At 73.8% G+C, this 25,372-nt stretch carries 21 protein-coding genes and 1 pseudogene; 13 read left to right on the top strand and 9 right to left on the bottom strand.

Annotated features, from left to right (window positions below):
- The first annotated feature begins 1 nt into the window (after position 1).
- Positions 2 to 1,216, top strand: a complete 1,215-nt coding sequence (locus ABD335_RS06730) for an MFS transporter (protein WP_344321173.1) — start codon at positions 2 to 4, stop codon at positions 1,214 to 1,216.
- Positions 1,179 to 1,457, top strand: coding sequence for a hypothetical protein (locus tag ABD335_RS06725; RefSeq protein WP_344321172.1), 279 nt, complete (start codon positions 1,179 to 1,181; stop codon positions 1,455 to 1,457). The genes ABD335_RS06730 and ABD335_RS06725 overlap by 38 nt, the downstream gene beginning before the upstream one ends.
- Positions 1,458 to 1,789: 332 nt before the next feature.
- Here ABD335_RS06725 and ABD335_RS06720 read toward each other — a convergent pair whose 3' ends face one another.
- Positions 1,790 to 2,932 carry an epoxide hydrolase family protein gene (locus ABD335_RS06720; RefSeq protein ID WP_344321171.1) on the bottom strand — a complete coding sequence of 381 codons (1,143 nt, stop codon included), beginning with the start codon at positions 2,930 to 2,932 and terminating at the stop codon, positions 1,790 to 1,792.
- A gap of 295 nt (positions 2,933 to 3,227) precedes the next feature.
- The gene (locus ABD335_RS06715; protein WP_344321170.1) at positions 3,228 to 4,475 is read right to left on the bottom strand and encodes an SLC13 family permease; all 1,248 of its coding nucleotides are present in this window, start codon (positions 4,473 to 4,475) and stop codon (positions 3,228 to 3,230) included.
- A gap of 179 nt (positions 4,476 to 4,654) precedes the next feature.
- On the opposite strand from ABD335_RS06715, the pseudogene ABD335_RS06710 reads away from it, so the two are divergent.
- From ABD335_RS06710 to ABD335_RS06675, 8 genes and pseudogenes are all read left to right on the top strand, one after another.
- Positions 4,655 to 5,105, top strand: a pseudogene (locus tag ABD335_RS06710) (GNAT family N-acetyltransferase).
- 435 nt (positions 5,106 to 5,540) lie between these two features.
- The gene (locus tag ABD335_RS06705) at positions 5,541 to 6,350 is read left to right on the top strand and encodes an SAM-dependent methyltransferase (RefSeq protein WP_344321169.1); all 810 of its coding nucleotides are present in this window, start codon (positions 5,541 to 5,543) and stop codon (positions 6,348 to 6,350) included.
- A gap of 129 nt (positions 6,351 to 6,479) precedes the next feature.
- Positions 6,480 to 7,418, top strand: coding sequence for a carbohydrate kinase family protein (locus tag ABD335_RS06700; protein ID WP_344321168.1), 939 nt, complete (start codon positions 6,480 to 6,482; stop codon positions 7,416 to 7,418).
- Positions 7,419 to 7,538: 120 nt separating this feature from the next.
- A complete protein-coding gene (locus tag ABD335_RS06695) occupies positions 7,539 to 8,138 on the top strand; it encodes a sulfite oxidase-like oxidoreductase (protein ID WP_344321167.1) in 600 nt (199 codons plus the stop codon).
- A 3-nt stretch (positions 8,139 to 8,141) separates the two neighbouring features.
- The gene (locus tag ABD335_RS06690) at positions 8,142 to 8,849 is read left to right on the top strand and encodes a ferredoxin reductase (RefSeq protein ID WP_344321166.1); all 708 of its coding nucleotides are present in this window, start codon (positions 8,142 to 8,144) and stop codon (positions 8,847 to 8,849) included.
- Positions 8,850 to 8,890: 41 nt separating this feature from the next.
- Positions 8,891 to 9,160 (top strand): DUF6510 family protein, encoded by a 270-nt coding sequence (locus ABD335_RS06685; RefSeq protein ID WP_344321165.1) that lies wholly within the window; start codon positions 8,891 to 8,893, stop codon positions 9,158 to 9,160.
- A gap of 687 nt (positions 9,161 to 9,847) precedes the next feature.
- Positions 9,848 to 10,681 (top strand): aldo/keto reductase, encoded by an 834-nt coding sequence (locus ABD335_RS06680; RefSeq protein WP_344321164.1) that lies wholly within the window; start codon positions 9,848 to 9,850, stop codon positions 10,679 to 10,681.
- A gap of 201 nt (positions 10,682 to 10,882) precedes the next feature.
- Positions 10,883 to 11,794 carry an RNA polymerase sigma factor SigF gene (locus ABD335_RS06675; protein ID WP_344321163.1) on the top strand — a complete coding sequence of 304 codons (912 nt, stop codon included), beginning with the start codon at positions 10,883 to 10,885 and terminating at the stop codon, positions 11,792 to 11,794.
- 342 nt (positions 11,795 to 12,136) lie between these two features.
- On the opposite strand, the gene ABD335_RS06670 is transcribed toward ABD335_RS06675, so the two are convergent.
- Positions 12,137 to 13,609, bottom strand: coding sequence for an FAD-dependent oxidoreductase (locus ABD335_RS06670; protein ID WP_344321162.1), 1,473 nt, complete (start codon positions 13,607 to 13,609; stop codon positions 12,137 to 12,139).
- Positions 13,610 to 13,722: 113 nt separating this feature from the next.
- Between ABD335_RS06670 and ABD335_RS06665 the strand changes: the two genes are divergently transcribed.
- On the top strand, positions 13,723 to 14,322 hold the full coding sequence (locus ABD335_RS06665) for a TetR/AcrR family transcriptional regulator (protein WP_344321161.1): 600 nt from the start codon (positions 13,723 to 13,725) through the stop codon (positions 14,320 to 14,322).
- Positions 14,323 to 14,383: 61 nt separating this feature from the next.
- Here the strand turns inward: ABD335_RS06665 and ABD335_RS06660 are convergent, their stop codons facing one another.
- Positions 14,384 to 15,715, bottom strand: a complete 1,332-nt coding sequence (locus ABD335_RS06660; RefSeq protein WP_344321160.1) for a hypothetical protein — start codon at positions 15,713 to 15,715, stop codon at positions 14,384 to 14,386.
- A gap of 247 nt (positions 15,716 to 15,962) precedes the next feature.
- On the opposite strand from ABD335_RS06660, the gene ABD335_RS06655 reads away from it, so the two are divergent.
- Positions 15,963 to 17,387: a M20/M25/M40 family metallo-hydrolase gene (locus ABD335_RS06655; RefSeq protein ID WP_344321159.1), complete on the top strand. Its 1,425-nt coding sequence runs from the start codon at positions 15,963 to 15,965 to the stop codon at positions 17,385 to 17,387.
- A gap of 103 nt (positions 17,388 to 17,490) precedes the next feature.
- Here ABD335_RS06655 and ABD335_RS06650 read toward each other — a convergent pair whose 3' ends face one another.
- Genes ABD335_RS06650 through ABD335_RS06640 form a run of 3 tightly spaced genes read right to left on the bottom strand, consistent with a single transcriptional unit; the run spans position 17,491 to position 21,135 of the window.
- The gene (locus ABD335_RS06650; protein ID WP_344321158.1) at positions 17,491 to 18,702 is read right to left on the bottom strand and encodes a sialidase family protein; all 1,212 of its coding nucleotides are present in this window, start codon (positions 18,700 to 18,702) and stop codon (positions 17,491 to 17,493) included.
- A gap of 46 nt (positions 18,703 to 18,748) precedes the next feature.
- Positions 18,749 to 19,678: a dihydrodipicolinate synthase family protein gene (locus ABD335_RS06645; protein ID WP_344321157.1), complete on the bottom strand. Its 930-nt coding sequence runs from the start codon at positions 19,676 to 19,678 to the stop codon at positions 18,749 to 18,751.
- Positions 19,678 to 21,135: a sialate:H+ symport family MFS transporter gene (locus ABD335_RS06640; RefSeq protein WP_344321156.1), complete on the bottom strand. Its 1,458-nt coding sequence runs from the start codon at positions 21,133 to 21,135 to the stop codon at positions 19,678 to 19,680. The genes ABD335_RS06645 and ABD335_RS06640 overlap by 1 nt, the downstream gene beginning before the upstream one ends.
- Before the next feature lie 79 nt (positions 21,136 to 21,214).
- On the opposite strand from ABD335_RS06640, the gene ABD335_RS06635 reads away from it, so the two are divergent.
- Positions 21,215 to 21,955, top strand: coding sequence for a FadR/GntR family transcriptional regulator (locus tag ABD335_RS06635; protein ID WP_344321155.1), 741 nt, complete (start codon positions 21,215 to 21,217; stop codon positions 21,953 to 21,955).
- 52 nt (positions 21,956 to 22,007) lie between these two features.
- Here the strand turns inward: ABD335_RS06635 and ABD335_RS06630 are convergent, their stop codons facing one another.
- The gene (locus ABD335_RS06630) at positions 22,008 to 24,059 is read right to left on the bottom strand and encodes a SpoIIE family protein phosphatase (protein WP_344321154.1); all 2,052 of its coding nucleotides are present in this window, start codon (positions 24,057 to 24,059) and stop codon (positions 22,008 to 22,010) included.
- A 2-nt stretch (positions 24,060 to 24,061) separates the two neighbouring features.
- Positions 24,062 to 25,213 carry an acyl-CoA dehydrogenase family protein gene (locus ABD335_RS06625; protein WP_344321236.1) on the bottom strand — a complete coding sequence of 384 codons (1,152 nt, stop codon included), beginning with the start codon at positions 25,211 to 25,213 and terminating at the stop codon, positions 24,062 to 24,064.
- Positions 25,214 to 25,372 lie beyond the last annotated feature (159 nt).

The following is a 25,372-nucleotide window of genomic DNA, read 5'->3' as shown; positions in this document are numbered from 1 at the left end:
CGTGCGAAGGAACGCATCGATCACCCTGCTGGCCGTCGGACACGCCTGCGTCGACATCTACCAAGGAGCCGTGGCCTCGCTCGTCCCCTTCTTCGTCGCCGAGCGTGCCTACGGCTACGCCGCGGTATCGGGCATCGTGCTCGCCGCCTCCCTGCTGTCCTCGGTGGCGCAGCCGGTGTTCGGTGCGCTCACCGACCGCCGGGCCATGCCCTGGCTGCTCCCCGTGAGCACGCTCCTCGGCGGGCTCGGCATCGCCCTGAGCGGAGTCAGCGGATCGTACGCCCTGACCCTGGCGTTCGTGGCGGTCTCCGGGGTCGGTGTCGCCGCCTACCATCCCGAGTCCGCCCGAGTCGCCCGGCTCGCGAGCCGAGGCAGCCACAGCGCAATGGGCTGGTTCTCGCTGGGCGGCAACCTCGGCTTCGCCGTCGCCCCTCTCATGGTCGCCGCCGTCGTCGCCGCCGGGGGCCTGCGACTGACCCCGCTGCTGGTGGTGCCCGCGCTCGTCGGCAGCGTGCTGTGCCTGCCCGTACTGCGCGCACTGGAACGGAAGCGGTCCGCCGACCCCGGTCCGGCGCCCGTGGCCGGACGTGACGACACGGTTTCCTTCGTGAAGCTGTCGTTCGCCGTGGTCTGCCGGTCGGTCGTCTTCGTCGGCCTGAGCACGTTCATCTCCCTCTACGCCAAGCAGCGCATGGGCGGCGGCGCGGCGGCGGGCACCGCGGCGCTGTTCGTCCTGTACCTCGGCGGCGCCGTGGGTTCCGTGCTGGGCGGCGGCCTGGCCGGCCGCTGGGGCCGGGTCACCGTCTCGCGCTGGTCGTACCTGGTCACGGTCGGAGCCGTCGCGGGGGTCGTGTTCGTACCCGGTCCCGCCCTGTACCTGTTCGTCGCGCTGACCTCGGCCGGTCTGTACGTCCCGTTCTCGCTGCAACTCACCCTCGGCCAGGACTACCTGCCGACGCGGGTCGGCACCGCCGGCGGGATCACCCTCGGCCTGACCGTCAGCATCGGTGGCCTCGTCAGTCCTCTCATCGGCAGTCTCGCCGACGCCATGTCCCTGCGCACGGCCCTGGCACCGCTGATTCTGATGCCCGCCGTGAGTTGGCTGTTGTTCCGCACCCTGCCCGAACCCACCGTGCCGCCGTCCGCAACGGCGGCACGGCAGAAGGGAGACGACTCCGATGGCGCACTCTCCCCCGCCCCTCCCGACCACCGCTGACCGGCCCGGCCTTCCACGGCGGCCGGCCGGGCCGGCCGGCTCGTCGCAGGCCACGTGGCAGGACGCCTGCCCCCTGCGGGAGTGGGGCTGCGCGGCAGCGCTGCGCCGACCGTCGTGGCGGTTGCTGTCCGGCCACACGACGTCCGACGGCGAGGTGGAGTACTGCCGGTGCACCTGCGGCGCGTTGGTGGTCCTCTGCGGAGGCGACCTGGCCGCCTTCACCGGTTCTCCCGTCGGCTGAGGGGCCGCCCTGGAGGCGCAGGCGCCCCCCTGCCGGCGCCGCGGGTCCGGCGTGGCGAAGACCGCAGCCGAGGACGTATCGGACCGGCGGCGAAGCCAGAGCCGACAGGCCACCCCGCCAAGCCCCGACTCCCCTGCGCTCTCGAAGAGTTGTCGGCATGGCTGCGACACCTCTCGGTCGAACCACGACACCACGGGTCAGAGCCGTGGTCGACGACGGCACGGCGACATCACCGCAGGTCGCGGAGAGGCCGTGGCCCCGCATTCCGTCTGCGACACCCCGGCGGCTCGCCGCACCGGGTCGGGTCGGGGGTGTGGTCTGGTGGGCCGCCGCTAGCGGAGGGGACGGAAGAAGGCCCGGACGTCCGCCACCAGAAGATCGGGCGCCTCCAACGCGGCGAAGTGCCCACCCCGACCGAACTCCGACCACCGCACCACCCGATGCTCACGCTCCACCACCCGCCGGATCGCCGGATCACCGGGAAACACCGCGACACCGGTCGGCACCCCGGACGGCGGCCCCACCCCCCGCTCGGCCACCCGCTCCTCGTAGTACAGATGCGCGGACGACGCCCCGGTCCCCGTCACCCAGTAGAGCGTGACGTTGGTCAACAACAGATCACGGTCCACCGCCTCCTCCGGAAGCCCCCGCCCCGGATCGGTCCACTCCCGAAACTTCTCCACGATCCACGCCAACTGACCCACCGGCGAGTCGGTCAGGGCATACCCCGGCGTCTGCGGCCGGGTGCTCTGCAACTCCGCATAGCCCGTCCCCTCCCGCCGCAGCCGCTCGGCCGCGGCCAACCGGGCCCGCTCGGCCGCGGTGAGCCGGTCCACATCGGTCGGCCCGAGCCGGGGAAAGGCCAGCCCGCCGTGGAGATGGACACCGACCACCCGCCCGGGCGCCACCCGGCCCACCTCCGGCGAGACCACCGACCCGGCGTCCCCGCCCGCCGCCCCGTACCGCCGATACCCCAGGCGCGCCATCAACCCCGCCCACGCCCGCGCGATCCGCCCGTAGTGCCAGCCCGGCCCGGCCAGCGGAGCGGAGAACCCGAACCCGGGCAGCGAGGGCGCCACCACGTGGAAGGCGTCGGACGGATCGGCCCCGTGGGCCCGCGGATCGGTCAGCGGACCGACGACCTCCACGAACTCCACCACCGACCCCGGCCAACCGTGGGTGAGGAGAAGCGGCAGGGCATCGGGCTCCGGCGACCGCACGTGCAGGAAGTGGACACGCTGCCCGTCGAGGTCGGTGACGCCCTGCGCGAACGCGTTGAGCCGGGCCTCCCAGGCCCGCCAGTCGTAACCGTCGCGCCAGTACCGCACCAACTCCCGCAGATAGTCGACCGGCACCCCCCGACCCCACCCCACCGCGGGAGTCGTCCACGGCCACCGGGTGCGCTCCAACCGAGCCCGCAGATCCTCCAGCACCGCCTCCGGCACCACGATCCGAAAATCCTCGACACACGCCACCCACCACACCTCCTCTCAGAGGGCCTTCCGCTCGGCAACGGCGGGAGTCGACTCCGCTTCGGCCCACACCCCGTTCGCCTCGGGCGACACCGCGGAGCCTTCGGACCGCCGTTCCGATCGGTTCCCTTTCGGCGATCGGAGAGCCCGAACACGCTCTTGCCCTTCTCGTCCTTGTTCGCCGCTGTTCCTACACTGATGTCGCGTCACAGCGGAACAAAACATCCGTCACCCCCTCGTCCCCACGCCGGGAACTCCGGAGGGACCGTGCCCGCGCGCCCCGTCCCCGGCACGCGGCTCAGGTTCCGACGACTCGGAGGGAGACCCACAGGGCGAGGGTCGACGCCAGGATCGCGGCGGGAACGGTGATCAGGCCGAGGAGGGTGAACTCCTTCACCTCGACCTCGTGGCCGTGGTGGTGGGCGATACGGCGCCACAGAAGGGTGGCCAGGGACCCGGCGTAGGCGAGGTTGGGGCCGATGTTCACCCCGAGCAGGACGGCCAGGACCGCGCCGGGCCCGGACGGGGCGGCCAACGGCACCAGCGCGAGGACGGCCGGCAGGTTGTTGATCAGGTTGGCGAGCACCGCGGCGAGCGCGGCGATGCCGAGCAGCGAGAGCAGGGAGACCCCGTCCGGCACGACGCGGCCGAGAGCGTCGCCCAACCCGTTGTCGACCACGGCCCGCACGACGATGCCGAGGGCGAGGACGAAGGCGAGGAACGGCAGCGAGGCGGCGCGCACGATCGCGAGCGGGGTCGTGTCCCGACGGGCCAGGGCGCGTACGGCCATCACGGCCGCGCCCGCCGCCGCGGCCCACGCCGGGTCGACACCGACCGCGGAGGCCACGGCGAAACCGGCCAGCGTCCCGGCCACCGTCAGCAGCGCGAACAGCGGCACCTCGGGGGGCTCCGCCCTGTCCCTCCCCACGGCCGGGGCGGCGAGGTCGGCGGCGAAGAAACGACGGAAGACGACGTACTCCACGGCGATGGCGGCCAGCCACGGCAGCAGCATCAGCAGCGCGAAGCGCGTGAAGGTCAGCCCGCTGGCGGTGAACGCGAGCAGGTTCGTCAGGTTCGACACCGGCAGCAGGAGGGACGCCGTGTTCGACAGGTGCACACCGGCGTAGACGTGGGGCTTGGCCTCGACCCCCATGCGGGCGGCCGTCGCGAACACCACCGGGGTCAGCAGCACCACGGTGGCGTCCAGGCTCAACACGGCCGTGATCGCCGACGCCAGGGCGAAGACCGACCCCAGCAGTCGGCGCGGGCGACGGTGGGCCCAGCGGGCCATCCAGGTCCCGCAGGCGTGGAAGAGCCCCTCGTCGTCGCAGAGTTTGGCGAGCACCAGGACGGCGGCGAGGAAGCCGATCACCGGCCCGAGCCGCTCGGCCTCCTCCCACGCGTCCTCCGGCGGGATCGCGCCGATCGCCACCACGACCGCGGCGGCGGGTACCGCGAAGACCGCCTCCGGCCACCGGAACGGTCGGACGACGGAGCACAGCAGCACCACGACCAGCGCGGCGACGGACAAGGATGCGACGAGCATGGTCCCGATCATCCATGCCCACCGGCCGGTCCGGACGCCGCGGTCCACCGGCCGGAACCGCGACGCCCTCCCGAGGAACGCCCGGATACCGGCTCGGAGCGGGTCCGGTGCCCGACGTCGGGCATCGAGATTCGCTTGCCCCACCGGACTACGGTTCAGGCACGACGACCGCACTCCGCCTGGAGGAGATCACCCCCGCCACCTTCGACACCGCGATCGGGCAAGGTCCGTCCGGACCAGGAGCACCTGGTCGAGCCGGTCGTGAAGTCCCTCGCCGAAGCGTACGTGCACCCCGGCACGGCCTGGCCCCGCCTCGTCCTCGACGGTGAACGGCCCGTCGGCTTCCTCATGGCCTTCTTCGACATCGACTTCGCGGGCGACGGCACGGGCACCGACATCCGCTCCGGCCTGTGACGCCTCAACATCGCGGCGGGCGAACAGGGACGGGGATACGGCCGCTTCGCGGTCGAGTCCGTGGCCGCCGAGATCCGTCGCCGCGGCGGTACCCGCCTCACGGTCGCCTGGCACCCGGGCGAGGACGGCCCGGAGGGCTTCCACCTGCGGCTCGGGGTCCGGCCGACGGGAGAGACGAGCGGAGGACAGACGGTGGGGGAGATGGAGTTGCCGTAGCCCCTGGGCCGCCGGGCGGTGCGCCCCCGACGGACCGGGCGCGGCGAAGCGGGCGGAACCCGACCTCCGTCCCCTCTCGTCGGGAGCCGGGGCACGGGGGCTTTGCGCCTCGTCACCCGGCGGCCTACGCTGCGCGGTGCGCGACCGTTCACGGCCGGCCGGCCTGGACGATCCGCCTCGGGCGGCCGGTGACGGACCATCATCGCGGAACGGAAGAACGACTCCTGTGATCAGCGACGGCACACCCGCCCCCGCTGCGGGCCGGAACGGCCGGGGACGCCGTCTCCCTCCCGCGAATCCGCGCACCGCGTACGCCGCCCCTTCCGTCGACGGGCAGGGCGGAGCCCTGACCGTGTCGGCACGGACGGCACCGCGCCATATCCACCCGAGACATCCGTCGACGGATGTCTCCGCACGCATGGACGGGATTCCCACATGACGGACGCAGCCTCCTCCGCGGACGACGCACTGTCCCGGATCGACACCTCCGTGCCGCACTCGGCGCGGATCTGGAACTACTGGCTGGGCGGCAAGAACCACTACGAGGTCGACCGGGTGGCCGGCGACCAGTACCGCGAGACCTTCCCCGGCATCGTGGACATGGCCCGGGGCTCCCGGGGCTTCCTCGTCCGTGCCGTGACCCATCTGGCCGGCGAGGCGGGCGTCCGGCAGTTCCTGGACATCGGCACCGGCCTGCCGACGGCCGACAACACCCACGAGGTGGCCCAGCGCGTCGCGCCCGAGGCCCGGATCGTCTACGTCGACAACGACCCCCTGGTCCTGGCCCACGCCCGCGCCCTGCTCACCTCCTCCCCCGAGGGCGCCACCGACTACCTCGACGCCGACCTGCACGACACCGACACCATCCTGACCCAGGCGGCCAGGACCCTGGACTTCGACCGGCCCATCGCCCTGATGCTGATGGGTATCCTCGGGCACGTCCCGGACTACGAGGTGGCGCGGTCGATCGTGAAGCGGCTGGTGGACGCCCTGCCGCCCGACAGCTACCTGGTCCTCTACGACGGCACCGACACCGACGAGGCACTGGCCAAGGCCCAGCAGGACTACGACGAGGGCGGCTCGGACCCGTACCGCCTGCGCAGCCCCGAGCAGATCGCCGGGTTCTTCGACGGACTGGAACTGCTCGACCCCGGGGTGGTGTCCACCTCGCAGTGGCGGCCGGGAACGGCCGACCTGCCCGCCGAGGTGAAGACCTTCGGCGGTGTGGGCCGCAAGACGGCGTAGCAGGCGTGGGAGCCGCCGCGGGGTGTTTCTCCGCACGTGCGGGGGACACCACCCCGCGGCGGCCGGCCCGCCACACCGCCGACGGCCACGAACACCCCTGACACGGACACGCACGGAAGGCCCGGATTCATGATCGTCGTCGCCGGCGAGGCCCTCATCGACCTCGTTCCCGCGGGGCCCGCCACCGACGAGCTGCCCGCGCTGCTGCCCAAGCGGGGCGGCGGCCCCTACAACACGGCCGTCGCCCTGGGCCGCCTGGGCTCTCCGGTCGCCTTCTGCTCGCGGCTGTCCACGGACCACTTCGGGACGGCACTGCTGCGGGGGCTGACCGCGGACGGTGTGGACACCTCCCTGGTCCAGCGGGGTCCGGAGCCCACCATGCTCGCGGTCGCGCACATCGGCGCCGACGGCTCCGCGGAGTACGGCTTCCACGCCGAGGGGACCGCCGACCGTCTCTTCCGGCTTCCGGACGCGCTCCCCGACACGGCACGGGCCGTCTCCTTCGGCACCTGTTCCCTCGTGCTGGAGCCGGGGGCCGGCGCCTACGAGGAGCTGATGCGCCGTGAGTTCCGGCGCGGCCTGTTCACCGCCCTCGACCCCAACATCAGGCCGGGCCTGATCGCCGACCCGGACGCCTACCGGGCCCGCTTCCGCTCGTGGCTGCCGTTCGTCTCCCTGCTCAAGCTCTCCGAGGAGGACGCGGCCTGGCTCGCGCGGTCGGACGACCTGCCGGGCGCCGCCCGGCAGTGGCTGGCGGCGGGCGCGCACGCCGTCGTGCTCACCCGGGGCGGCGCGGGCCTGACCGTGCTGACCCGGGACGGCCTGGAACTGTCCGTTCCGGGCGTGCGGGTGGACGTCGTGGACACCATCGGCGCGGGCGACACGGTGAACGCGGCGCTGCTCCACCGGCTCGACGGCCACGGCGCGCTCACCACGGCGCCGGAACTCGACGCCGACCAGTGGCACGACGTCCTCTCCTACGCGGCGCGCGCGGCCGCGATCACCTGCTCCCGGCCCGGCGCCCAACCGCCCTACGCGTCGGAGCTGGACTTCCCCGCGCCCCGCTGAGAGGACGGCCGCGGCACGGGGCCGGCCGGGTGCGGGCGCGGCCGGTCGGGCGCGGGCCGGACGGGTCGTGTGGCCCGTGGTGGCGCGTGCGCCGTCGAACCGCATGGAATACCGGCGGACATGAACAGCCTGTCTCCCGGCTTCCGCGGTCGGACGCACCGGTTCGAGGGGCGGTTGCCCCCCGGCCAGTACCCCACGGAGTCGTTCCCCGTCCTGTCGGCCGGTCCGACGCCGCGGGTGTCCACGGACGACTGGGAGTTCACCCTCACCACCGAGACCGGTGACACCCGCGGCTGGCGCTGGGCCGACCTGATGGCCATGCCCCAGGAAGAGCCCACGGTGGACATCCACTGTGTGACCCGCTGGTCGAAGTTCGACACCACCTGGCGCGGCGTCTCCCTCGACGTGCTGCTGGAGGGCGTGCGGACCGACGCCGGTTTCGCGGTGGCCGAGTGCCACGGCGGCTACACCACCAACCTCCCCCTGGCGGACCTGCGGGGCGGCCGGGCGTGGATCGTCCACACCTACGACGGATACCCCCTCTCCCCCGAGCACGGCGGTCCGGCCCGGCTGCTGGTGCCGCACCTGTACTTCTGGAAATCGGCGAAATGGGTCAAGGGCCTGCGCCTACGGGACCGGGACGAGCCGGGCTTCTGGGAGTCGGCCGGCTACCACGACCACGGCGACCCCTGGCGCGAACAGCGCACCTGGGACGACTGATCCATGGCACCGCACTGGCGCAGAGCACGCCTGATCGACCGCCGGCCCCAGACGGACACCGGCCGCACCCTCGTCTTCGACACCGCCGCCTGGCCGGGGCACGCGCCCGGGCAGCACGTGGACGTGCGCCTGACCGCCGACGACGGCTACCAGGCCGTGCGCAGCTACTCCCTCGCCGCGCCCGCCGACGGCGATCGGATCGAGTTGGGCGTCCAGTCGGCGTCCGGCGGCGAGGTCTCGCCCTACCTGGCCGACCTGCTTCCCGTTGGTGCCGATGTCGAGATCCGCGGCCCACTGGGCGGGTGGTTCGTCTGGCGGCCCGCACAGCGCGACGCGGTGCTGCTGGTGGCCGGAGGGTCCGGGATCGTCCCCCTGATGGCCATGGTCCGGGCACACCGGGCAGCGGCCTCCACGACGCCCTGCCACCTCGTCTACTGCGTCCGCGACCCCGCACAGGTCTGGTACCGCGCCGAGTTGGCCGCCGCGGGCCCCGCCGTACAGGTGGACGTCCTCTACACCCGACAGGCGCCGGACGGCTCCGCGCGGCCGGCCGGTCGGATCGGCCCGGCGGACCTCCCCGCCCCCGACGCCGCCGGCGAGCCGCCCCTGTGCTTCCTGTGCGGCCCCACCGGCTTCGTGGAGCACGTCGGCGCCCTCCTCCTCGACCGCGGCCACCCGGCCGACCGCATCCGCACCGAGCGGTTCGGCTGATCCCCGGCACTCCCCCGTCCACCTCGCCCACAGGAGCCGCCATGACCGCCCCCACACACCTCGACGGCAACAGCCTCGCCGGGCTCCTGTCCGAGGTGTTCGCCGTGGAGCCCACCGTCGCCCTGCGTCGCTGCCCCTACTGCCGGCAGACCGACACGCTCGCCCAGCTGCACGTCTACGGCCCGGAGCCGGGCATGACGGCACGGTGTCCGGGGTGCTCCGCCGTCGCCCTGCGTGCCGTCCGCCGTCCCGGGCACCTGTGGCTCCAACTCGGCTCGGGCCCCGGAGGTTTCCGCTTCCCCCTCTCCTGAGCGCGCCCGGACCGCGCGGAGAGACCGGTCCCGTCGGGCCGGGACGGTCTCCCGGGCCACGTCGAGGATGCGGTGCAGCCGTGGCGTGTCCGGGGCGAGCGCGGTGATCGGGGCGGCGGGCCCGGCCGGCGGGAGGAGCGCTCCCTGCCCGCCGGCGGGGACGTTCCCGAAGAGGCGCGCCTCGGGCGGGGTCTCCTCGAACGCGGTCGGTCTCACGCCGTAGGTCGCGTGGTCGTCGGCGGAACCGGGCAGGGCGAGGGTGGCGGCCGCGGTGGTGACGCGCAGCCTCGCCGCCGTCCTCGGCGGCGACGTCGAGGACGAGTCGGTCGCCCCCACGGGCACGTGGCGCCGATGACGCACACCCGGGCCTCGCCGTCGTGGGAGCGCAGTCGGCGCGGGGCGAAGGGGCCGGCTCCGCGCGGCAGGGGCGGCGTGGTGGTGCGGCCGCGCGCCCCGGGCAGTCCCACGGAACGGAACTCGGCGGCGGTGGCGGTCGGTGGCGGTCGCCTCGGCGCGCCACCCCCGTGGAGTCCCGGCGCGGCGGGGCGGCTTCCGAGCCGGACCGACACCGTCCGGCGGGCTCCACGACGGACCGGCCGGGCGCCGGGAAGAAAATCGCGCCCGATGATCGTTGACCGTGGTAGTACCAACCAGTACCAACCGAACGACGCAAAGGATCGCCCTCTCGTGAGCAAGGTTCCCTCCATCACCCTCAACAACGGTGTCTCCATGCCGCAGCTCGGCTTCGGTGTTTGGCAGGTGCCCGACGACGAGGCGGAGAAGGCGGTCGGCACGGCCCTGGAAGCCGGCTACCGCTCCATCGACACGGCCGCGATCTACGAGAACGAGGCGGGTACCGGCCGGGCCATCGCCGCGTCCGGGATCGCCCGCGAGGAACTCTTCGTCACCACGAAGCTGTGGAACAGCGAGCAGGGCCACGACTCGACGCTGCGCGCCTTCGACGCCTCGCTGGAGCGGCTCGGTCTGGACTACGTGGACCTCTACCTGATCCACTGGCCGGTGCCGGAGAAGGACGCGTACGTCGACACCTACCGGGCCTTCGAGAAGATCCTCGCCGACGGCCGCGCCAAGGCGATCGGCGTCTCCAACTTCCTCCCCGCCCACCTGGAACGGCTCATCGGCGAGACCTCGGTCGTGCCGGCCGTCAACCAGATCGAGCTCCACCCCTGGTTCCAGCAGGCCGAGTCGCGCGCCTTCCACGCCGAACACGGCATCGCCACCGAGGCGTGGTCCCCGCTGGGCCAGGGCAAGGGGCTGCTGGAGGTCCCGACGGTCGTCGAGGTGGCCCGCAAGCACGGCCGCACCCCGGCCCAGGTGGTGCTGCGCTGGCACCTCCAGCTCGGGAACGTGGTGATCCCCAAGTCCGTCACCCCCTCCCGGATCGAGGAGAACATCGACGTCTTCGACTTCGAGCTGGACGACGAGGACCTGGCGGCCTTCGCCGCCCTGGACGAGGGCAGGCGCCTGGGCCCGGACCCGGCCACCTTCAACGTCGGCTGACCGACGCCGCAACGCACGGGGCTCGGCCCGTCCCGCGGGACGGGCCGAGCCTCCGCACGCCGGGCGACCGCCTCGGTGTGAGGTGGGTCACTCGTGCGGTGGAAAATATCTCTGCATGGCCGTGGCGCGCCGGGGTAGGCGCGATTCCATCGGCCCGTAAGCGAACAGGGACGGGACCGACCGGCAAGGGAGGGGAGAGGCATGACGGCGCCAACGGTTTCGCGGACGAGCAGCGAGCAGACCGCGGTTTCGCGGACGAGCGACGACCAGGACGTGGTTTCGCGGGCGAGTGGTCACCACGCTGCCGCCGGGTTGCCGGAGATCGCCGATCCGCTGAAGGTCGCGCCGAAGGACGCGCGGGAACTGTCGAAGCTGTTCTTCGAGCGACTGGCGGTCCTGGAAGAGGGCACGCACGAGTACCAGTACGCGCGCAACACCCTCATCGAGATGAACATGTCGCTCGTGCGCTACGCCGCCGGCCGATTCCGCAACCGCGGTGACGGCGAGATGGAGGACATCGTCCAGGTCGGCATGATCGGGCTGATCAAGGCGATCGACCGGTTCGAGCTGTCGCGCGAGGTGGAGTTCACCACCTTCGCCGTGCCGTACATCGTCGGCGAGATCAAGCGCTTCTTCCGCGACACCTCCTGGGCCGTCCACGTGCCGCGCCGTCTGCAGGAGGCGCGCGTCGAACTCGCCCGCGCCACCGAGGAACTCCGCAGCCGCCTGGGCAGGTCGCCGAAGGTGAGCGAGCTGGCCGCCCTGATGAACCTCACCGAGGAGGAGGTCATCGAGATACGTCTGGCCGCCAACGGCTACAGCTCCTCCTCCCTGGACGCGGCCATCAACGGCGGCGAGGACGGCGAGACCGCCCTGGCGGACTTCATCGGCGCCGAGGACGCCGCCATGGAACTGGTCGAGGACTTCCACTCACTGGCCCCGCTCATCGCCGAACTCGACGAACGCGACCGGCGGATCATCCATCTGCGGTTCGTGGAGGAACTCACCCAGGCACAGATCGGCGAACGCCTCGGCTGCTCCCAGATGCACGTCTCCCGTCTCCTGGCACGCACCCTGAAGCGTCTGCGCGAGGGCATGTTGGCCACTCGCTGAACGGATCGGAGAACTCCGGGCCGGGCCGGTCCCCTCGCGGGCCGGCCCGGCCCGTTGCGGTGCGTGCCGACCGTCTGTTCCGCCCTCGACCGTTCCGGCCGTGACGGCCGTGACGGCCCGGCTCCGCCTCGGTGGGCGCGAGGGCTCCGGCGGTGCCGGCCGTCCCCGAGGATTCCGAGGGTCCGTCACGGGGTGGCGTCCGGGCCGGAGAAGCCGCCGATCGCGGTGGTCGCGTCGGGGTCCCGCACCGTGCCGCCGTGAACCGCCGGTGCTCCGGCGGGGTTTCGGCGGGGTTTCGGCGCCGGCGCCGGCAGGGCGGGCCCCTCCCCCGCGCGGCGCCCGTCAGGGGCGGAAGCGGTCCGCGAGGGCGGCGCGCAGGGCGGTCGCGCGTCGGGCCGGATCGCGTTCGTCGGTGGCCCAGGCGATGTAGCCGTCGGGGCGGACGAGGAGCGCGGTGCGGCGGTCGCCGGCCCAGTGGACCCGTGTGATCCGACGGTCCGCCTCCGCGGCCAGGGCCGTGGGGTTCTCGTCCGCGGGCGTGACGAGGACGAACCCGCCCGCGCGCAGGGCCTCGTGGAGCCGGGTGCCGCCCGCGAGGGCGAGGTCGGGGGCGCGCCTGCCGGTGAGGGGGTGGGCGCCCCAGGGGGCGGGGTAGGCGATGGCGATGCCGGAGATCATGCCCACCGCCCTGTCCGACAGGGGGCGGACACGGGCGAGGACGGCGGCCCCCGCCGAGCGGACGGCGCGCTGGAGCGGGGTGTGGGCCATGGCGAGACGGATGATCGCCCCGCTGCTGCGCAGCACCATGCGGCCCACCGGGTGCCGTTCCGCGTGGTAGGTGTCCAGGAGGGTGTCGGGCGCCCCGTCCCGGAGGACGGCGGCGAGCTTCCAGCCGAGGTTGACGGCGTCCTGGAGGCCGGTGTTCAGGCCCTGCCCACCGGCCGGCGAATGGACGTGGGCGGCGTCGCCGGCGAGGAGGACACGACCGACGCGGTAGGTGGGCACCTGCCGTTCGTCGCTGTGGAAGCGGGAGATCCAGCGGGGGTCGTGCATGCCGAAGTCGGTGCCGAGGGCGGTGCGGGTGATCCGCTTGACCTCGTCGAGGTCGACGGGCTCGCCGTCGGGGACCTGGTGCCTGCGGTTCCAACCCATCACGCGGTACCAGCCGTCGCCGAAGGGGATGACGCCGGCGAAGGAGCCGTCGACGCTGTCGACGACGAAGGGGTCCTCGGGCTCCTCGGCGAGCCGGACGTCGGCGAGGACGAGCGACCGGATGACGGAGCCGCCGGGGAAGGGGAGCCCCAGGCGTTCGCGCACGGTGCTGCGCACGCCGTCGGTACCGACGAGATAGCGGGCGCGCAGGGTGTGGACGGCGCCCCGGTCGTCCCGGACGTCCGCTTCGACGGTGTCGGCGTCCTGGCGGAGGTCGAGGAGCTCGCTGCCGTGCCGGAAGTCGGCTCCGGCGTCGAGGGCGCGCCGCTCCAGCAGGTGCTCGACCTCGTACTGGGGCGTGACCAGCAGGAAGGGGAAGCGGCTGGGCAGCCGGCCGAGGTCGGCGGTGAAGTACCCGAAGAAGCGGAGCCGGGTGATGGTCCGGCCCCTGCGGAGGAGCTCGTCGGCGAGGCCGCGGGCGTCGAGCTGCTCCAGGGTGCGGGCGTGGACGCCGAAGGCGCGGGTGAGGTTGCCGGTTCCGCGCGGGCGCTTCTCGACGACGGTGACGGAGAGACCCGCGGCGGCGAGGTCGCCGGCGAGGGTCATGCCGGTGGGGCCCGCGCCGATGACGAGGACGTCCGTGCTGGGGGGTGCGCCGGGCATGGCTTCCTCCGTATGCCAACAGTTGGTGGCCAACACTTGTTGACAAGGCTAGACCCCGGAACCAGGGAAGACAACATTTGTTGGCCAACGAGTGTTGGCCTACCGTGGTCGACATGCCGGAACCCGACACCGACCGCACCGCGCCCTCGACGGCCGCCGCCCCGCGCCGTTCCGACGCCACCCGCGCGGCGATCCTGAGAGCCGCCCGCGAACGCTTCGCCGCCGACGGATACGAACGCGCGACCATCCGCGCCATCGCCCGCGAGGCCGGCATCGATCCGTCGATGGTCATGCGCTACTACGGCAACAAGGAGGGGCTGTTCGCCGCCGCCTCCGAGTTCGACCTGCGCCTGCCCGAGCCGGACTCCCTGCCGCGTGCGCGCGTCGGCGCCGCCCTGGTCGGCCACTTCCTGGACCGCTGGGAGCGGGACGACGTGCTCACCGCGCTGCTGCGGGTCGGCACGACCAACGCGTCGGGCGCCGAACGCATGCGGAACGTCTTCAGGGACCAGGTCGTGCCGATCGCGGCGGCCGTCTGTCCGGACCCCGCCGAGGCCCCGCGGCGTGCCGCGCTCGTCGCCTCGCAGATCCTCGGCATGGCGCTGGCCCGGTACGTGCTGAGGTTCCCCCCGGCCGCGGCGATGTCACGGGAGGAGGTGGTCGCCTGGCTGGCGCCGACCGTCCAGCGCTACCTCACGGAAGAGCGACCGTGACCGCCGCCCGCCTCGGACGAGGCGGGCGGCGGCGCTCCGCCTCCCCGTGTCCCGTCGACCGTCAACCGGTGGGCGACGTACGGGAGTCGAGGGAGTTCAGCCGCCGCTGGGCGACCGGGACGTGGCGCGGGTCGAGAGCGGGGAGCTGCCTCAGCAGCGTGATCAGCTCCGGCCCCAACTCCCGGGCGGTGTCCGCGTCCTCGACGTGCTGCCAGCAGTAGTGGGCCCCTTGGGCGGCGGCGAGCACCTCGGGGGCGTCGTGGGCCTGGAGGGCGAGACGGGAGCGGGCGGCGGCGATCCACAGCCGGGTGGCCAGCGGATAGTTCTCGGCGATCCGTGCCAGGTCGGCGCGGATCTCGGCCCAGTGGGTGGCCTCGGCGGAGTTCGGGCCGTAGCGACGCATCGCGTGCTGTTCCCACGCGGCGGCCATCGCGGCGGCCTCGTTGTGCCGTCCGGCCTGCGCGGTCTCCCAGATGATCGGGCGCGGATCGGCCTCGGGGACGGGCGACTGCTGCGGCACGGCGGGGAGCGATGCCGTCGACGCCCGGCCGGCGTCGGAAGGGGTGCCGTGGGCGGTCCGCGGGGCCGCGTCGGGCTGTGGGGGCGCGGGCGGCCGGGGCGGCCGGGGCGGCTGGGCCGGCTGCTCTCGGACCGGGGTGGCCGGACGCCGGGCGTCGGTCCCGGGCTCGGTGGGCTCGGGCACGGCGGTGAGCTGTCCGGTCCGGGGGACGACCAGGGTGCCCGGCGGCAGGGCGGCGGCGGCCACGGTCGCCGCGTGCAGATGGCCGTTGCCGGGTCGGGTGGGTTGCTGGTGCAACTGCTCGACCAGGTGCCGGGTGTAGGGGCTGACCCCGTCGGTGCCGGCGAGGCCGGGCGGCAGGACGACCCCGCAGACCGGCAGGTGTTCGCCGAGCGCGTCGGGCCGGTTCCGCAGCCGGGCCCAGGCGTGTTTGTCGGCGGCGAGGTCGACGAACACGACGGTGGTCCCGGACGGCCGGGAGCGCAGCTCGGTGCGGAGCCAGGACCACGGCAGCGCCGTGTAGCGGACGGCCCCGGCGGTGGTGCCGGTGAGCGCCAGGTGCAGCTCGTTCTGGCGGCGGTCGGCGGTGAGCCGCCCGGAGAGGTAGAGCAGCACCGGTCCGGAGGCCGCGACGGCGGCCCGCAGCCGCAGCAGGACGGAGTTGGGGTCGTGGACCCCGTCGAGGTGGACCAGATCGGTGGGCAGGGAGCTGCCCAGCAGCACCGGGGTGGGAACGGTGGCCAGAGCCGCGAGGTTGGCGCTGGGAGTGATCTGCGGACGCCGCCGGTGGGTGGCGCGGTCCCCGGCGATCAGAAGGACGTGCCCGCGCTGCCCGTACTGCTCTGCTTGTGTCTCCGCCCCAGTGACATGCATGAACGCACCGTACGCCACGGGCCGTCAGACGAGGCATCGGGCCGCGGACAAGGCTCCCCAAGCCGGTGGATATCCGGCCGCCGCCCGCCCGTTCCGGGGTCGGTGGGGACAGGGACGCCGGTGTCGCCGGTGACGGCCACGGCTCGTCGAAGGACGTGCCGGCCGGGGGCGGAGACGGTCTTGTTCGGGAACGTCCCAGGCGTGACCATGTTCCCGCCATGCACACAACAAAGCAGAGGAGCAGGCCATGCCGGAGCACGCAGGTGTGAACCGACGAGGCGTCCTGGCCGCCGCCGCCACGACCGCGGCCGCCGGGGCGATCGTCCCCGGAACCGCCGGCGCCGCGGCGGCCTCTCCCGGCGCCGCGCCCCCGCCCGGCAGGCCCGCCACCGCCCAGCCACCGGGGCGCGAGCTGCGCGCGCTGCTGAAGGAGATCGACCCGGACCGCATCGAGGAGATCGTGCGCGCCCTCGCCTCCTTCGGCACCCGGCACACCCTCTCCTCCCAGGACGACCCCGCGCGCGGCATCGGCGCCGCCCGCGACTGGATCCACGCGCGGATGAAGGAGTACGCCGCCGCGTCCGGCGGCCGGATGACCGTCGAGTCGCAGTCGTACGTCCAGCGGCCCGCCTCCCGGATCCCCGTCCCGACCCGCATCACCAACATCGTGGCCACCCTGCGCGGTTCGGTCGCCCCCGAGCGGGTGTACGTCGTCTCCGGCCACTACGACTCCAGGGCGACCGATGTCATGGACGCCGACAGCGACGCCCCGGGCGCCGACGACGACGCCTCGGGCGTCGCCGTGGTCATGGAACTGGCACGGGTGATGGCCCGTCGCCGGACGGCGGCGACCATCGTCTTCGCGGCCGTCGCCGGGGAGGAGCAGGGCCTGTACGGGGCCCGGTACATGGCCGGGCGGTTCAAGGAGGCCGGCACCGACGTGCAGGCCATGTTCACCAACGACATCGTCGGCAGCTCCACCGCCGACGACGGCACCCGCGACCCGTACACCGTCCGGCTCTTCGCCGAGGGGGTGCCCACCGCCGAGACCGAGGAACAGGCGGCCGTCCGGCAGTCCGTCGGCGGCGAGAACGACTCCCCCTCCCGCCAACTGGCCCGGTTCGTCCGGGACGTGGCGAGCAACGGGGCGACCGGCATGGACATCCGGGTGGTCCACCGCCGCGACCGCTACCTGCGCGGCGGCGACCACATCGCCTTCCTCGAACAGGGCTATCCGGCCGCCCGCTTCACCGAGCCCGCCGAGGACTTCGCCCACCAGCACCAGGACGTGCGGGTGGAAGGCGGCAAACAGTACGGCGATCTCCCCGAGTTCTGCGACTTCGCCTACATCGCCCGCGTGGCCAGGGTGAACGGCGCGGTCCTGTGGACCCTCGCCCAGGCCCCCGGCACCCCCACCGGCGCGAGGATCCTCACCAGCGAGCTGACCAACTCCACGGAACTGGTGTGGGACCGCGGCGACGAGCCGGACCTGGCGGGCTACGAGGTGGTGTGGCGCGAGACCACCGAACCGGAGTGGACCCACGTGATCGAGGTCGGCGACACCACGCGCCACACCGTGGACCTGTCCAAGGACAACGTCTTCTTCGGCGTCCGCGCGGTGAACCGGGCGGGCAACCGCAGTCCCGTCGCCTTCCCCGTCCCGTCCCGCTGACGGACGGTGCTCCCGAGGGGCGTCGGGCCCTTCGGGAGCACTCCCCCGCCGTCCCACCCGCCGTCGCGGGGTTCGGCGCGCGCCCTCTCCCCCGGACGACCCGTCACGCGGTCGGCCGCAGGGCGGCTTGCGGGAGGCGGACGAAGCCGATGGTCTCGTACGGCCGCTCCTCGCCGGTCTCGTAGAGCAGGCCGATCGTGTTCCGGTCGACCTGCACCAGGTCGCTGTAGGCGGCCGGCAGGTCCGACACCTCGTGGACGACGGTCCAGCGGGTGCCGTCGTCGGTGGAGGCCCGGATCGTCATCCGGGCCCGTGCGGTGGGGTCTGCGGGACCGGCGTAGAGCAGCGGCCCGCCGGCCGGTCGCAGGACGCTGCCCTGGACGACGGGGCCGACGAGACCGGGCTGCGGCCGGTAGGGGCGGACCAGGCTGCGGCCCCCGTCGGCGCTGTGGGCGTCGCAGCGCGTGCCCTCCGCGGTGCCGTTCTGGTCGCGTGCGTTGAAGTAGATCCGGCCGTCCGGCAGTTGGGCGGCGGTGCTCTCGTTGGCGTTGACCTCCCCGTCCGGGGTGTCGTCGACGAAGCCGATGCGCCAGGTGCGCCCTCCGTCGTCGCTGAGGCAGCAGTGACCGCCGTAGTACCTGGCCTCGGTGCCGGTGTCGGACGAGCCGGGGGGCGGTGCGACGGAGTGGTTGGCGGGGACGACCAGACGGCCTCGGTACGGTCCGACGGTCAGCGCCAGGGCATGGCCCGGGCCCGTCGCGTACCAGCGCCAGTCGGGGCGTTTGACGTCGGCGGTGATCTCGACGGGCTCCGACCAGGCGCGCCCGTCGTCGTCGCTGTGCTGGACGAACACCCGCCGGGTCTGCTCGGCGGTCGCCTCGCCGGCCATGATCTGCCGCTCGGTGACGCCGGCGGCGTTGCGGCAGGTCAGCAGGGTGACGCGGCCGGTGCGCGGGTCCACGACCGGGGCGGGGTTGCCGTGGGTGTCGCCGTCCCCGCCCTTCACCCGGATCAGCGGGCCCCAGGTGCGGCCGCCGTCGATGGAGCGCCTGGCGACGACGTCGATCTCCCCGGTGTCGCTGCCGGACGCCGCGCGGCCCTCGGCGAAGGCGATCAGGGTGCCGCGCCGGGTGCGCACGATCGCCGGGATGCGGAAGGTGTCGTACCCCTCGGTGCCGGAGACGAAGGGGACGGAGGACGTGGCGACGGCCTCCCCCTCCCGGCCGCGTCCGGCGGCGTGTACGGCACGGGCCGTCAACGCGGTGCCGGCCACGGCCAGCGGCAGGGCGGCGAAGTGCCTTCGGTGGATGGGCATGGTCGGTCCTTCCTCCTTCGGGGGCGCGCTCGCGTGCCGCGCGGGGTCAGTTCCGTGCGTCCGCCTCCGGCAGGAGGCCGACGTCGGCGAGGTGGGCGGCGATCCCTTCGGTCTCGCTCTCGGTCAGGGGCAGCAGCGGGGGGAGGGTGTCGGGGCGGTCGACGACGCCGCGGAGGACGAGGGCGGTCTTGAAGGCGCCCAGGGCCGCGGAGATGGGGCCGACCCGGGCGGGGTCGGCGACGGTGGTGATGCCGAACAGCCGGGTCAGCCGCCGCTGTTCGGCGCGGGCGGCGGCCCAGTCCCCGGCCCGCGCCGCCCGGTACAGCCGCAGGTAGCCGTGGGGGTCGACGTTGCCCAGACCGGGGACGACGCCGTGGGCCCCGCGCAGCAGGGCCAGGTCGGCGAGGTTCTCCGAGCCGGTCAGGCAGGCGACGCCGGTCCCGTGGGTGGCCTCCAGGAGACGCTGGAAGGACTCCAGGTCGCCGCTGGAGTCCTTGACGGCGACGATCAGGCGGTCGTGGGCCAGTTCGGCCAGCAGGTCGACGGACAGCTTGCGACCGACGTTGGAGGGGATGTCGTAGGCGACCAGGGGGACGTCCAGGGCGGCGGCCAGCCGTCGGTAGTGGGCCCGCGTCTCGGGCGGGGCGACACCGACGTAGAAGGGGGCGGTGACCACCACCGCGTCGGCGCCCGACTCCTGGGCGGCGCGCGCGTGGGCCAGGACGCGGGGGGTGGCGGTGTCGATGGCGCCGGCCAGGACGGGGACCTGGCCGGCGACGGTGCCGACGACGGTGCGCAGGGCGGTGGCCCTCGCCTCGTCGGTGAGTTGGGAGATCTCCCCGGTGGATCCGCCCACGAACAGGCCGTGGACCCCCGCGTCGAGCAGGAAGCCGCACAGGCGTTCCAGCGACGCGGTGTCGACCTCGCCGTTCTCGGTCAGCGGGGTGCACAGAGGAGGGACGACTCCGTGGAACATCAGACCTTCTCACTCGTCTCCGGGGAATGGGGGAACCGGGGCGGGCCGGGCGACCGCGCCGCCCGGCGGGCGTCGGCCCACCGCTGGATACGGGCGGGCACGTCGAGGCCCACCAGCAACACCACCACGGCGGTCAGGCCGAGCGCCAGCACCGCGATCGCCGTGCCGAGGCCGAACGGCTCCGCCAACCGGGTGCCCAGCACGGGCGCGGCGGCGCCGCCCAGCGCGCCGACGTTGTAGCTGAAGCCCAGTCCCGCGGCGCGGAACCGGATCGGGTAGTGCTCGGAGACGTACTTCGGCAGGACGCCGGAGGCGCCCTGGCTGGTGGCCAGCAGCAGGAACAGCAGCACCCACAGCGCCACCGTGTTGCCCTCGCCGATCGCGAACACCGGCCAGACGACCGCCAGGGACGCGACCAGCATGCCGGCGTAGGCGCGGCGGGTGCCGAAGCGGTCGCCGAGCCAACCGGTGAGCACGCTGCCCGCGGCGTAGCCGAGCCCCGCGTACAGCAGGGCGTCGGACACCTGGCCGGGGTCGTAGTGGAGTTCGGTCTTGAGGTAGGTGGGCAGCAGCGACTGCAACGGCCAGGAGTAGAGGAAGGCGCAGAAGACGGTGACCATCAGGGCCACCAGGACCGGCCACAGCCGCCCGGCGAACTGCACCGCCAGCGCGACGAAGCACGCCGCGATCACCACGACCAGCAGCAGGCCGACGAGCACCGACTGGTCGCGCAGCACGAGGAAGACGGCGAGCGCGGCCCCCACGCACAGCGGGAGGTTCCACAGGGCCCTGCGGCCGGAGAACAACATGCCGGTGGCGCTGACCGGGCGCTCGCCCCTGCCGTACGCCTCCTGCCAGTCCTTCGCCTCCGGCAGTCGCCTGCGCAGCCAGACGGCCAGGACGACGGGGAGGATGCCGATCCAGAACAGCACCCGCCAGTTGCTGTTCGGCACCACCCAGGCGTAGCACTCGGCGGCGAGCACGGTGCCGATCGGGTAGCCGGACAGCAGCAGGCCGCTGGCGGTGTTGCGCAGGTGCTTCGGCCAACTCTCGATCACGTAGGTGGCGCCGGCAGTGTACTCGCCGGCCATGCCCAGGCCGACGACCATGCGGAACGCGAACAGCGACCAGTAGTCCCAGGCGAAGCCGCACAGCGCGGTCCCCACGGCGTACAGGGTGATGCTCAGCACCATGGCCGGGCGGCGGCCGAAGCGGTCGCCGAGAGCGCCGATGGCCAGGCCGCCGAACCAACGGGAGACGAAGGCCGCCGACACCAGCGTGGCGGCGGTGACGGGAGAGAGGTCGAAGTCCCGGGCGATCTCGGTCAGGACCAGGGTGATGAGGACGAAGTCGAAGCCGTCCATGGCGTAGCCGAGCCACGCGGCGGTGAACGCCTTCCAGTCCTGCGCGGACAGTTCCTCGCGCCGGCGGCGCGGCGCGGTGCTCGATGGGGTCATGCGGCTCTCCTCCGGACGGTGCGTCAGAGGTAGGACGTAGGAGGTAGGATGTCCTAGGAGTAGGGGTAACGTAGAGCCCATGTCATCGCTCCACAAGACCCTGCTCACCGGCCGGCGGGATCGTCGACCGACGGTGCAGGACCGGCTCGTCGAGCTGATCATGGCGCTGGACCTCGACCCGGGCGACGCGCTCCCCGCCGAGCAGGAGCTGATGCGCGCGCTCGGCGTCAGCCGCAACTCGGTGCGCGAGGCGCTCAAGAGCCTCCAGGCCCTCGGGATCGTCGACATCCGCCACGGCTACGGCACCTATGTGGGCACCCCTCAACTGCGGTCGCTGGCGCCCGGTCTGCTCTTCCACACCCGACTGGCCGTCAAGCGCGAGGACCACCGGGCGCTGCACGACATCGTGGAGGTGCGCGCCCTGCTCGAAGGCGGGCTGATCCGGCGCGCCGCGGTCGAGTTGCCCGAGGCCCATCTGGACCGGCTGGACCGCGAGTTGGAGGCGCTCGCCGCGGACGGGGCCGAGGGCCGGGCCGGGCACGACCGCCGTTTCCACGAGCTGCTGTACGAACCGCTGGGGAACGCCGTGGTCCTCCAGCTCATCGCCCTCTTCTGGGACGTCTACCGGCAGTTGGAGCACGAACTCGGCAAGCCCGAGACCGACCACGAGCAGGTCGTGCGGCAGCACCGCCGGGTGGTGGAGGCACTGCGCGCCCGCGATCCGGACCGCGCCGCCGAGGCGATCGACAGCCACTTCGCCGACATCCTCGCCCGCATCGACCGCCTGGGCTCCGGTCCCCGCGGGCGCGCGGAGGACTGAGGCCCGACGGTACCCGGCCCGTGTCCGTCCCGGCGGGGCGCCGCGCGCCCGCTCAGGCCGCCGGGCCGCCGGCCGGGGCGAGGGCGGTCAGCGCGAGGACGGCCAGGTCGTCGCGGAGTCGCTCGCCCCACCAGGCGTGGGCGTCCTCCAGCAGGGCCGCGACGACGCGGTCGGCGGGACGCTCGGTGCCGGGGGGCAGCGGGATCCCGGAGACGAGGGCCGCGAGGTCCTCGGACTCCCTGCGGTCCTCCGCGCCGGCCCCCTCGGTGAAGCCGTCGGTGTAGAGGACCAGGGTCTCGCCGGGACGCAGGTCCAGCTCGATCACCGGATGGTGCGGCGCCTCCAGGACGCCCAGGAGCGGGCCGTGGACCTCCAGCGGCGAGGTGTCGCCGTCGGCGCGGCGCAGCAGGGGCGCGGGGTGCCCCGCGGAGGCCAGCCGGACGCGTGCGGAGGTGTCGGAAGGCTCCAGGACGGCGTAGGTCAGGGTGCAGAAGGGGGTGTTCTGGCGGCGCAGGGCGTGGTTGACGAGGGCGAGGACGTGGGCGGGGTCGGAGGTGTGCTGGGCCGCGGCCCACAGGGTGTGGCGGACCAGGCCGGTGATGGCGGCGGCGCTCGGCCCCTTGCCGCAGACGTCCCCCAGGACCAGGACGTGGCGGCCGTCGGCGGCGGTGAAGGCGTCGTAGAAGTCACCGCCGATGTGCAGGCTGTTGCCGAAGGGGTGGTAGCGGGCGGCGAGGTCGAAGCCGGGCAGGTCGGGCAGGCGGGGCGGGAGCAGCGGGCGTTCCAGCGCCTGGGCGGCGGCGCGCAGCCGGTGCAGCAGACGGTCCTGTTGGATGCCGACGGCCATCTGGTCGGCGATGCTCTCCAGGACGGACAGCGTCGTCCCGGGCAGGGCCAGCCGGGTGGTCACCGACAGGACCCCCATCAGCTCCCCGCCGGATATCAGCGGATAGCCGGCGAACGACCCGCGGGACGCGGCGCGCGGATCGCCGGGGCGCACGATGTCCAGGTGGGGGCGGTGCTCGGCGATGATCCGGTCGACCAGCTCCCGCTCGACGCCCGGGTGGACGGCGGCGTCGCCCTCGTCGTCCCCGGCGCAGGAGACGTGCTCCGGCTCGCCGGACGGCTTCACGGTCCAGATGCAGACGCGGGTGGCGCCCAGGCGGTCCACGGTGGCCCTGACACAGCGGTCCAGGCGTTCGCTCAGCGGTCCGGCGGCCGTCATGGCCGCGGCCACCTCCGCGCCGAGCAGGGCGTGGCCGGTGCGTTCGGCGAGCTTCCGCTGCGCGTGCAGGCGGTCGGTGACGTCCTCGGCGAGAACCAGGACGCGCCGACGGCCGTCGAGGTCCAGGACCTGTTGGGAGGCCAGGCGCAGGGCCTGCCCGGTGCCGTCGGACGTGACGCGCTCGAAGACCACGTCGGGACCGGGCGAGGGGTGCTCGGCGGACGTGGCCAGGTGCCGGCGCAGCGCGGCCCGGTCGTCCGGGGGGAACAGCTCGACCAGCGGCCGACGGAACGCCCCGGGGTCGGTCAGGTCCAGGACGTCGGCCGCCCTGCGGTTCCAGGCGATCACCGATCCGTCCTCGTCCAGCATGAGCGCGCCGATCGGCGCCTGGGCGAGGAACTCGCCCAGCAGCCGCTCGCCTCGCTGTCCGCCGATCCTCCCGCCCGCGGCCAACTGCCGCTGGGCCACCTCCCGCACCGCGGCCCGGGCGCGCCGGTCGGTCGTCCCCGCCAGGAGTTCGCGGACCGCCTCCGACAGCCGGGCGGGCTCGCCCGCGGGCACTCGGCGGACCAGATCGGCGGAGAAGAGCGTCGGCAGCGTGGTGAGCTTGTTCTCGGTGGCGGGGTCGGCGATCACGACCACCCCCAGGTCCGTCGGGTGGGGGCGCACGGCGTGGACCAGGCCGACCGGTGCCGACAGCCGCGGGCCGACGACCACCACCGTGGGGTGGCGTCCGCCGGGCTCCCCGGCGGTGCGCGTCAGCACCTCCCCGGCCGTGACCGCGACCACGTCGGCCGTCGGGCCGAGCGCGGCCTCCAGGTCCCTCGCGGTCTCGGAGGCGACCTCCACCAGCAGGATGCGGACTCTCTCGTCGGCCACGGTCAGTCCGTCAGCAACGGTTCGTCCAGCAGGGCCCGTCCGGTCCACACCCGCAGCAGGTCGGTGACCGGGGACATCACATGGGCGGCGCGGGCGTCGCGCAGCATCCGGTGGAGGGGCGAGTGCTCGCCGTAGCCGATCCCGCCGACCAGGGTCAGGGCGTCGTTGACGGTCTCCTCCGCCGCGTCGGCGACCTCGGCCTTGGCCGAGGCCAGCCCCGGCAGGGCCTCCGGGCCGCCGATCTCCGCCTCGGCCGCCGCGTGGTAGATCAGCCGCCGGGTGCGCTCCACCCGGGCCCACATCGTGCCCAGCCGGTGCTGTACGACCTGCAGGCCGGCCGCGCTCCGGCCGGTGCGCGCCCGCCGACGGCGCAGCAGATGGACGCGGGCCTCCTCCAGGGCCGCGGCGGCGACCCCCAGATAGGTGCCGGCCATGGCCATCAGGAAGTAGGGGGCGACGACGTTGAACACGTACCAGATCTCGTCGCCCTCCTCCCCCAGCAGGCACCAGTCCGGAATCTCCACCCCGGGCAGTTCCAGGCCGCGCGAGGCGTTGCCGCGCATGCCGAACCCCTCCCAGTCGGGCCCCCACACCAGCCCCGGCGTGTCGGCGTCGACGACCGTGCAGGAGAACTGGCCGGGGGGCGTTCCGGGGCCGGTCGCGACGGTGGAGACCACGTAGGAGTCCGCGTGGCCGGCGTTGGTGACGAAGCTCTTGGCCCCGGTCAGCAGCAGCCGGCCCGGCCCGCTGCGCTCCATGCGGGTCTGCGGCAGCCAGAACTCGCCGCCCGTCATCGGCTCCGACAGGGCCAGGGTCGTGAGGTGCTCCCCGGCCGCGATCGGCTCCAGGTAGCGCTTCCCCTGTTTCTCCCCGGCCTTCGCGGCGATCACCGCCGAGGCGACCAGGTGCATCCCGAAGCAGATCGACGTCGACGCGCACGCCCGTCCCGTCGCCTCGCCGACCTGGGCCACCGCCAGCAGGCCGTGTCCCATGCCGCCGAAGCGCTCGGGCACCACCAGCCCGCCCAACCGGGTCCGCAGGGCCTCCATGCCCTTGTCGGGCCACCGCCGCTCGGCGTCCACGGCAGCCGCCTCCGGAGCCAGCACTCCCTCGGCGATCTCCCGTGCCGTGGACACCGCTCTGCCCAGTTCCATCCGTTCCACCGCCGCACTCCGCTCCTTCGCCGAACCGGTCCAGGACACCGGCGGGCACCGCCGCCGTCGGCCGGGATGCCCGCCGACGGCTCTTTCGCAGCCTACCCCCGGCCCCGTCCGTCGACCGGCCCAGGTCGGCCCCGGACGAGCGGGCCGACC

This window comes from Streptomyces macrosporus, from assembly GCF_039533145.1.
Lineage (GTDB): Bacteria > Actinomycetota > Actinomycetes > Streptomycetales > Streptomycetaceae > Streptomyces > Streptomyces macrosporus.
The sequence above is the reverse complement of the archived record's forward strand: the minus strand, read 5'-3'. Positions and strand labels throughout refer to the sequence as shown.

Excerpts from the sequence above, each read along its gene's own strand:
- ABD335_RS06700 (WP_344321168.1), top strand. The coding sequence starts at position 6,480 with ATGATCGTCGTCGCCGGCGAGGCCCTCATCGACCTCGTTCCCGCGGGG.
- ABD335_RS06650 (WP_344321158.1), bottom strand. The coding sequence starts at position 18,702 with ATGCCCATCCACCGAAGGCACTTCGCCGCCCTGCCGCTGGCCGTGGCC.
- ABD335_RS06705 (WP_344321169.1), top strand. The coding sequence starts at position 5,541 with ATGACGGACGCAGCCTCCTCCGCGGACGACGCACTGTCCCGGATCGAC.
- ABD335_RS06675 (WP_344321163.1), top strand. The coding sequence starts at position 10,883 with ATGACGGCGCCAACGGTTTCGCGGACGAGCAGCGAGCAGACCGCGGTT.
- ABD335_RS06690 (WP_344321166.1), top strand. The coding sequence starts at position 8,142 with ATGGCACCGCACTGGCGCAGAGCACGCCTGATCGACCGCCGGCCCCAG.
- ABD335_RS06625 (WP_344321236.1), bottom strand. The coding sequence starts at position 25,213 with ATGGAACTGGGCAGAGCGGTGTCCACGGCACGGGAGATCGCCGAGGGA.
- ABD335_RS06655 (WP_344321159.1), top strand. The coding sequence starts at position 15,963 with ATGCCGGAGCACGCAGGTGTGAACCGACGAGGCGTCCTGGCCGCCGCC.
- ABD335_RS06640 (WP_344321156.1), bottom strand. The coding sequence starts at position 21,135 with ATGACCCCATCGAGCACCGCGCCGCGCCGCCGGCGCGAGGAACTGTCC.
- ABD335_RS06670 (WP_344321162.1), bottom strand. The coding sequence starts at position 13,609 with ATGCCCGGCGCACCCCCCAGCACGGACGTCCTCGTCATCGGCGCGGGC.
- ABD335_RS06645 (WP_344321157.1), bottom strand. The coding sequence starts at position 19,678 with ATGTTCCACGGAGTCGTCCCTCCTCTGTGCACCCCGCTGACCGAGAAC.
- ABD335_RS06635 (WP_344321155.1), top strand. The coding sequence starts at position 21,215 with ATGTCATCGCTCCACAAGACCCTGCTCACCGGCCGGCGGGATCGTCGA.
- ABD335_RS06660 (WP_344321160.1), bottom strand. The coding sequence starts at position 15,715 with ATGCATGTCACTGGGGCGGAGACACAAGCAGAGCAGTACGGGCAGCGC.
- ABD335_RS06665 (WP_344321161.1), top strand. The coding sequence starts at position 13,723 with ATGCCGGAACCCGACACCGACCGCACCGCGCCCTCGACGGCCGCCGCC.
- ABD335_RS06695 (WP_344321167.1), top strand. The coding sequence starts at position 7,539 with ATGAACAGCCTGTCTCCCGGCTTCCGCGGTCGGACGCACCGGTTCGAG.
- ABD335_RS06685 (WP_344321165.1), top strand. The coding sequence starts at position 8,891 with ATGACCGCCCCCACACACCTCGACGGCAACAGCCTCGCCGGGCTCCTG.
- ABD335_RS06725 (WP_344321172.1), top strand. The coding sequence starts at position 1,179 with ATGGCGCACTCTCCCCCGCCCCTCCCGACCACCGCTGACCGGCCCGGC.
- ABD335_RS06715 (WP_344321170.1), bottom strand. The coding sequence starts at position 4,475 with ATGCTCGTCGCATCCTTGTCCGTCGCCGCGCTGGTCGTGGTGCTGCTG.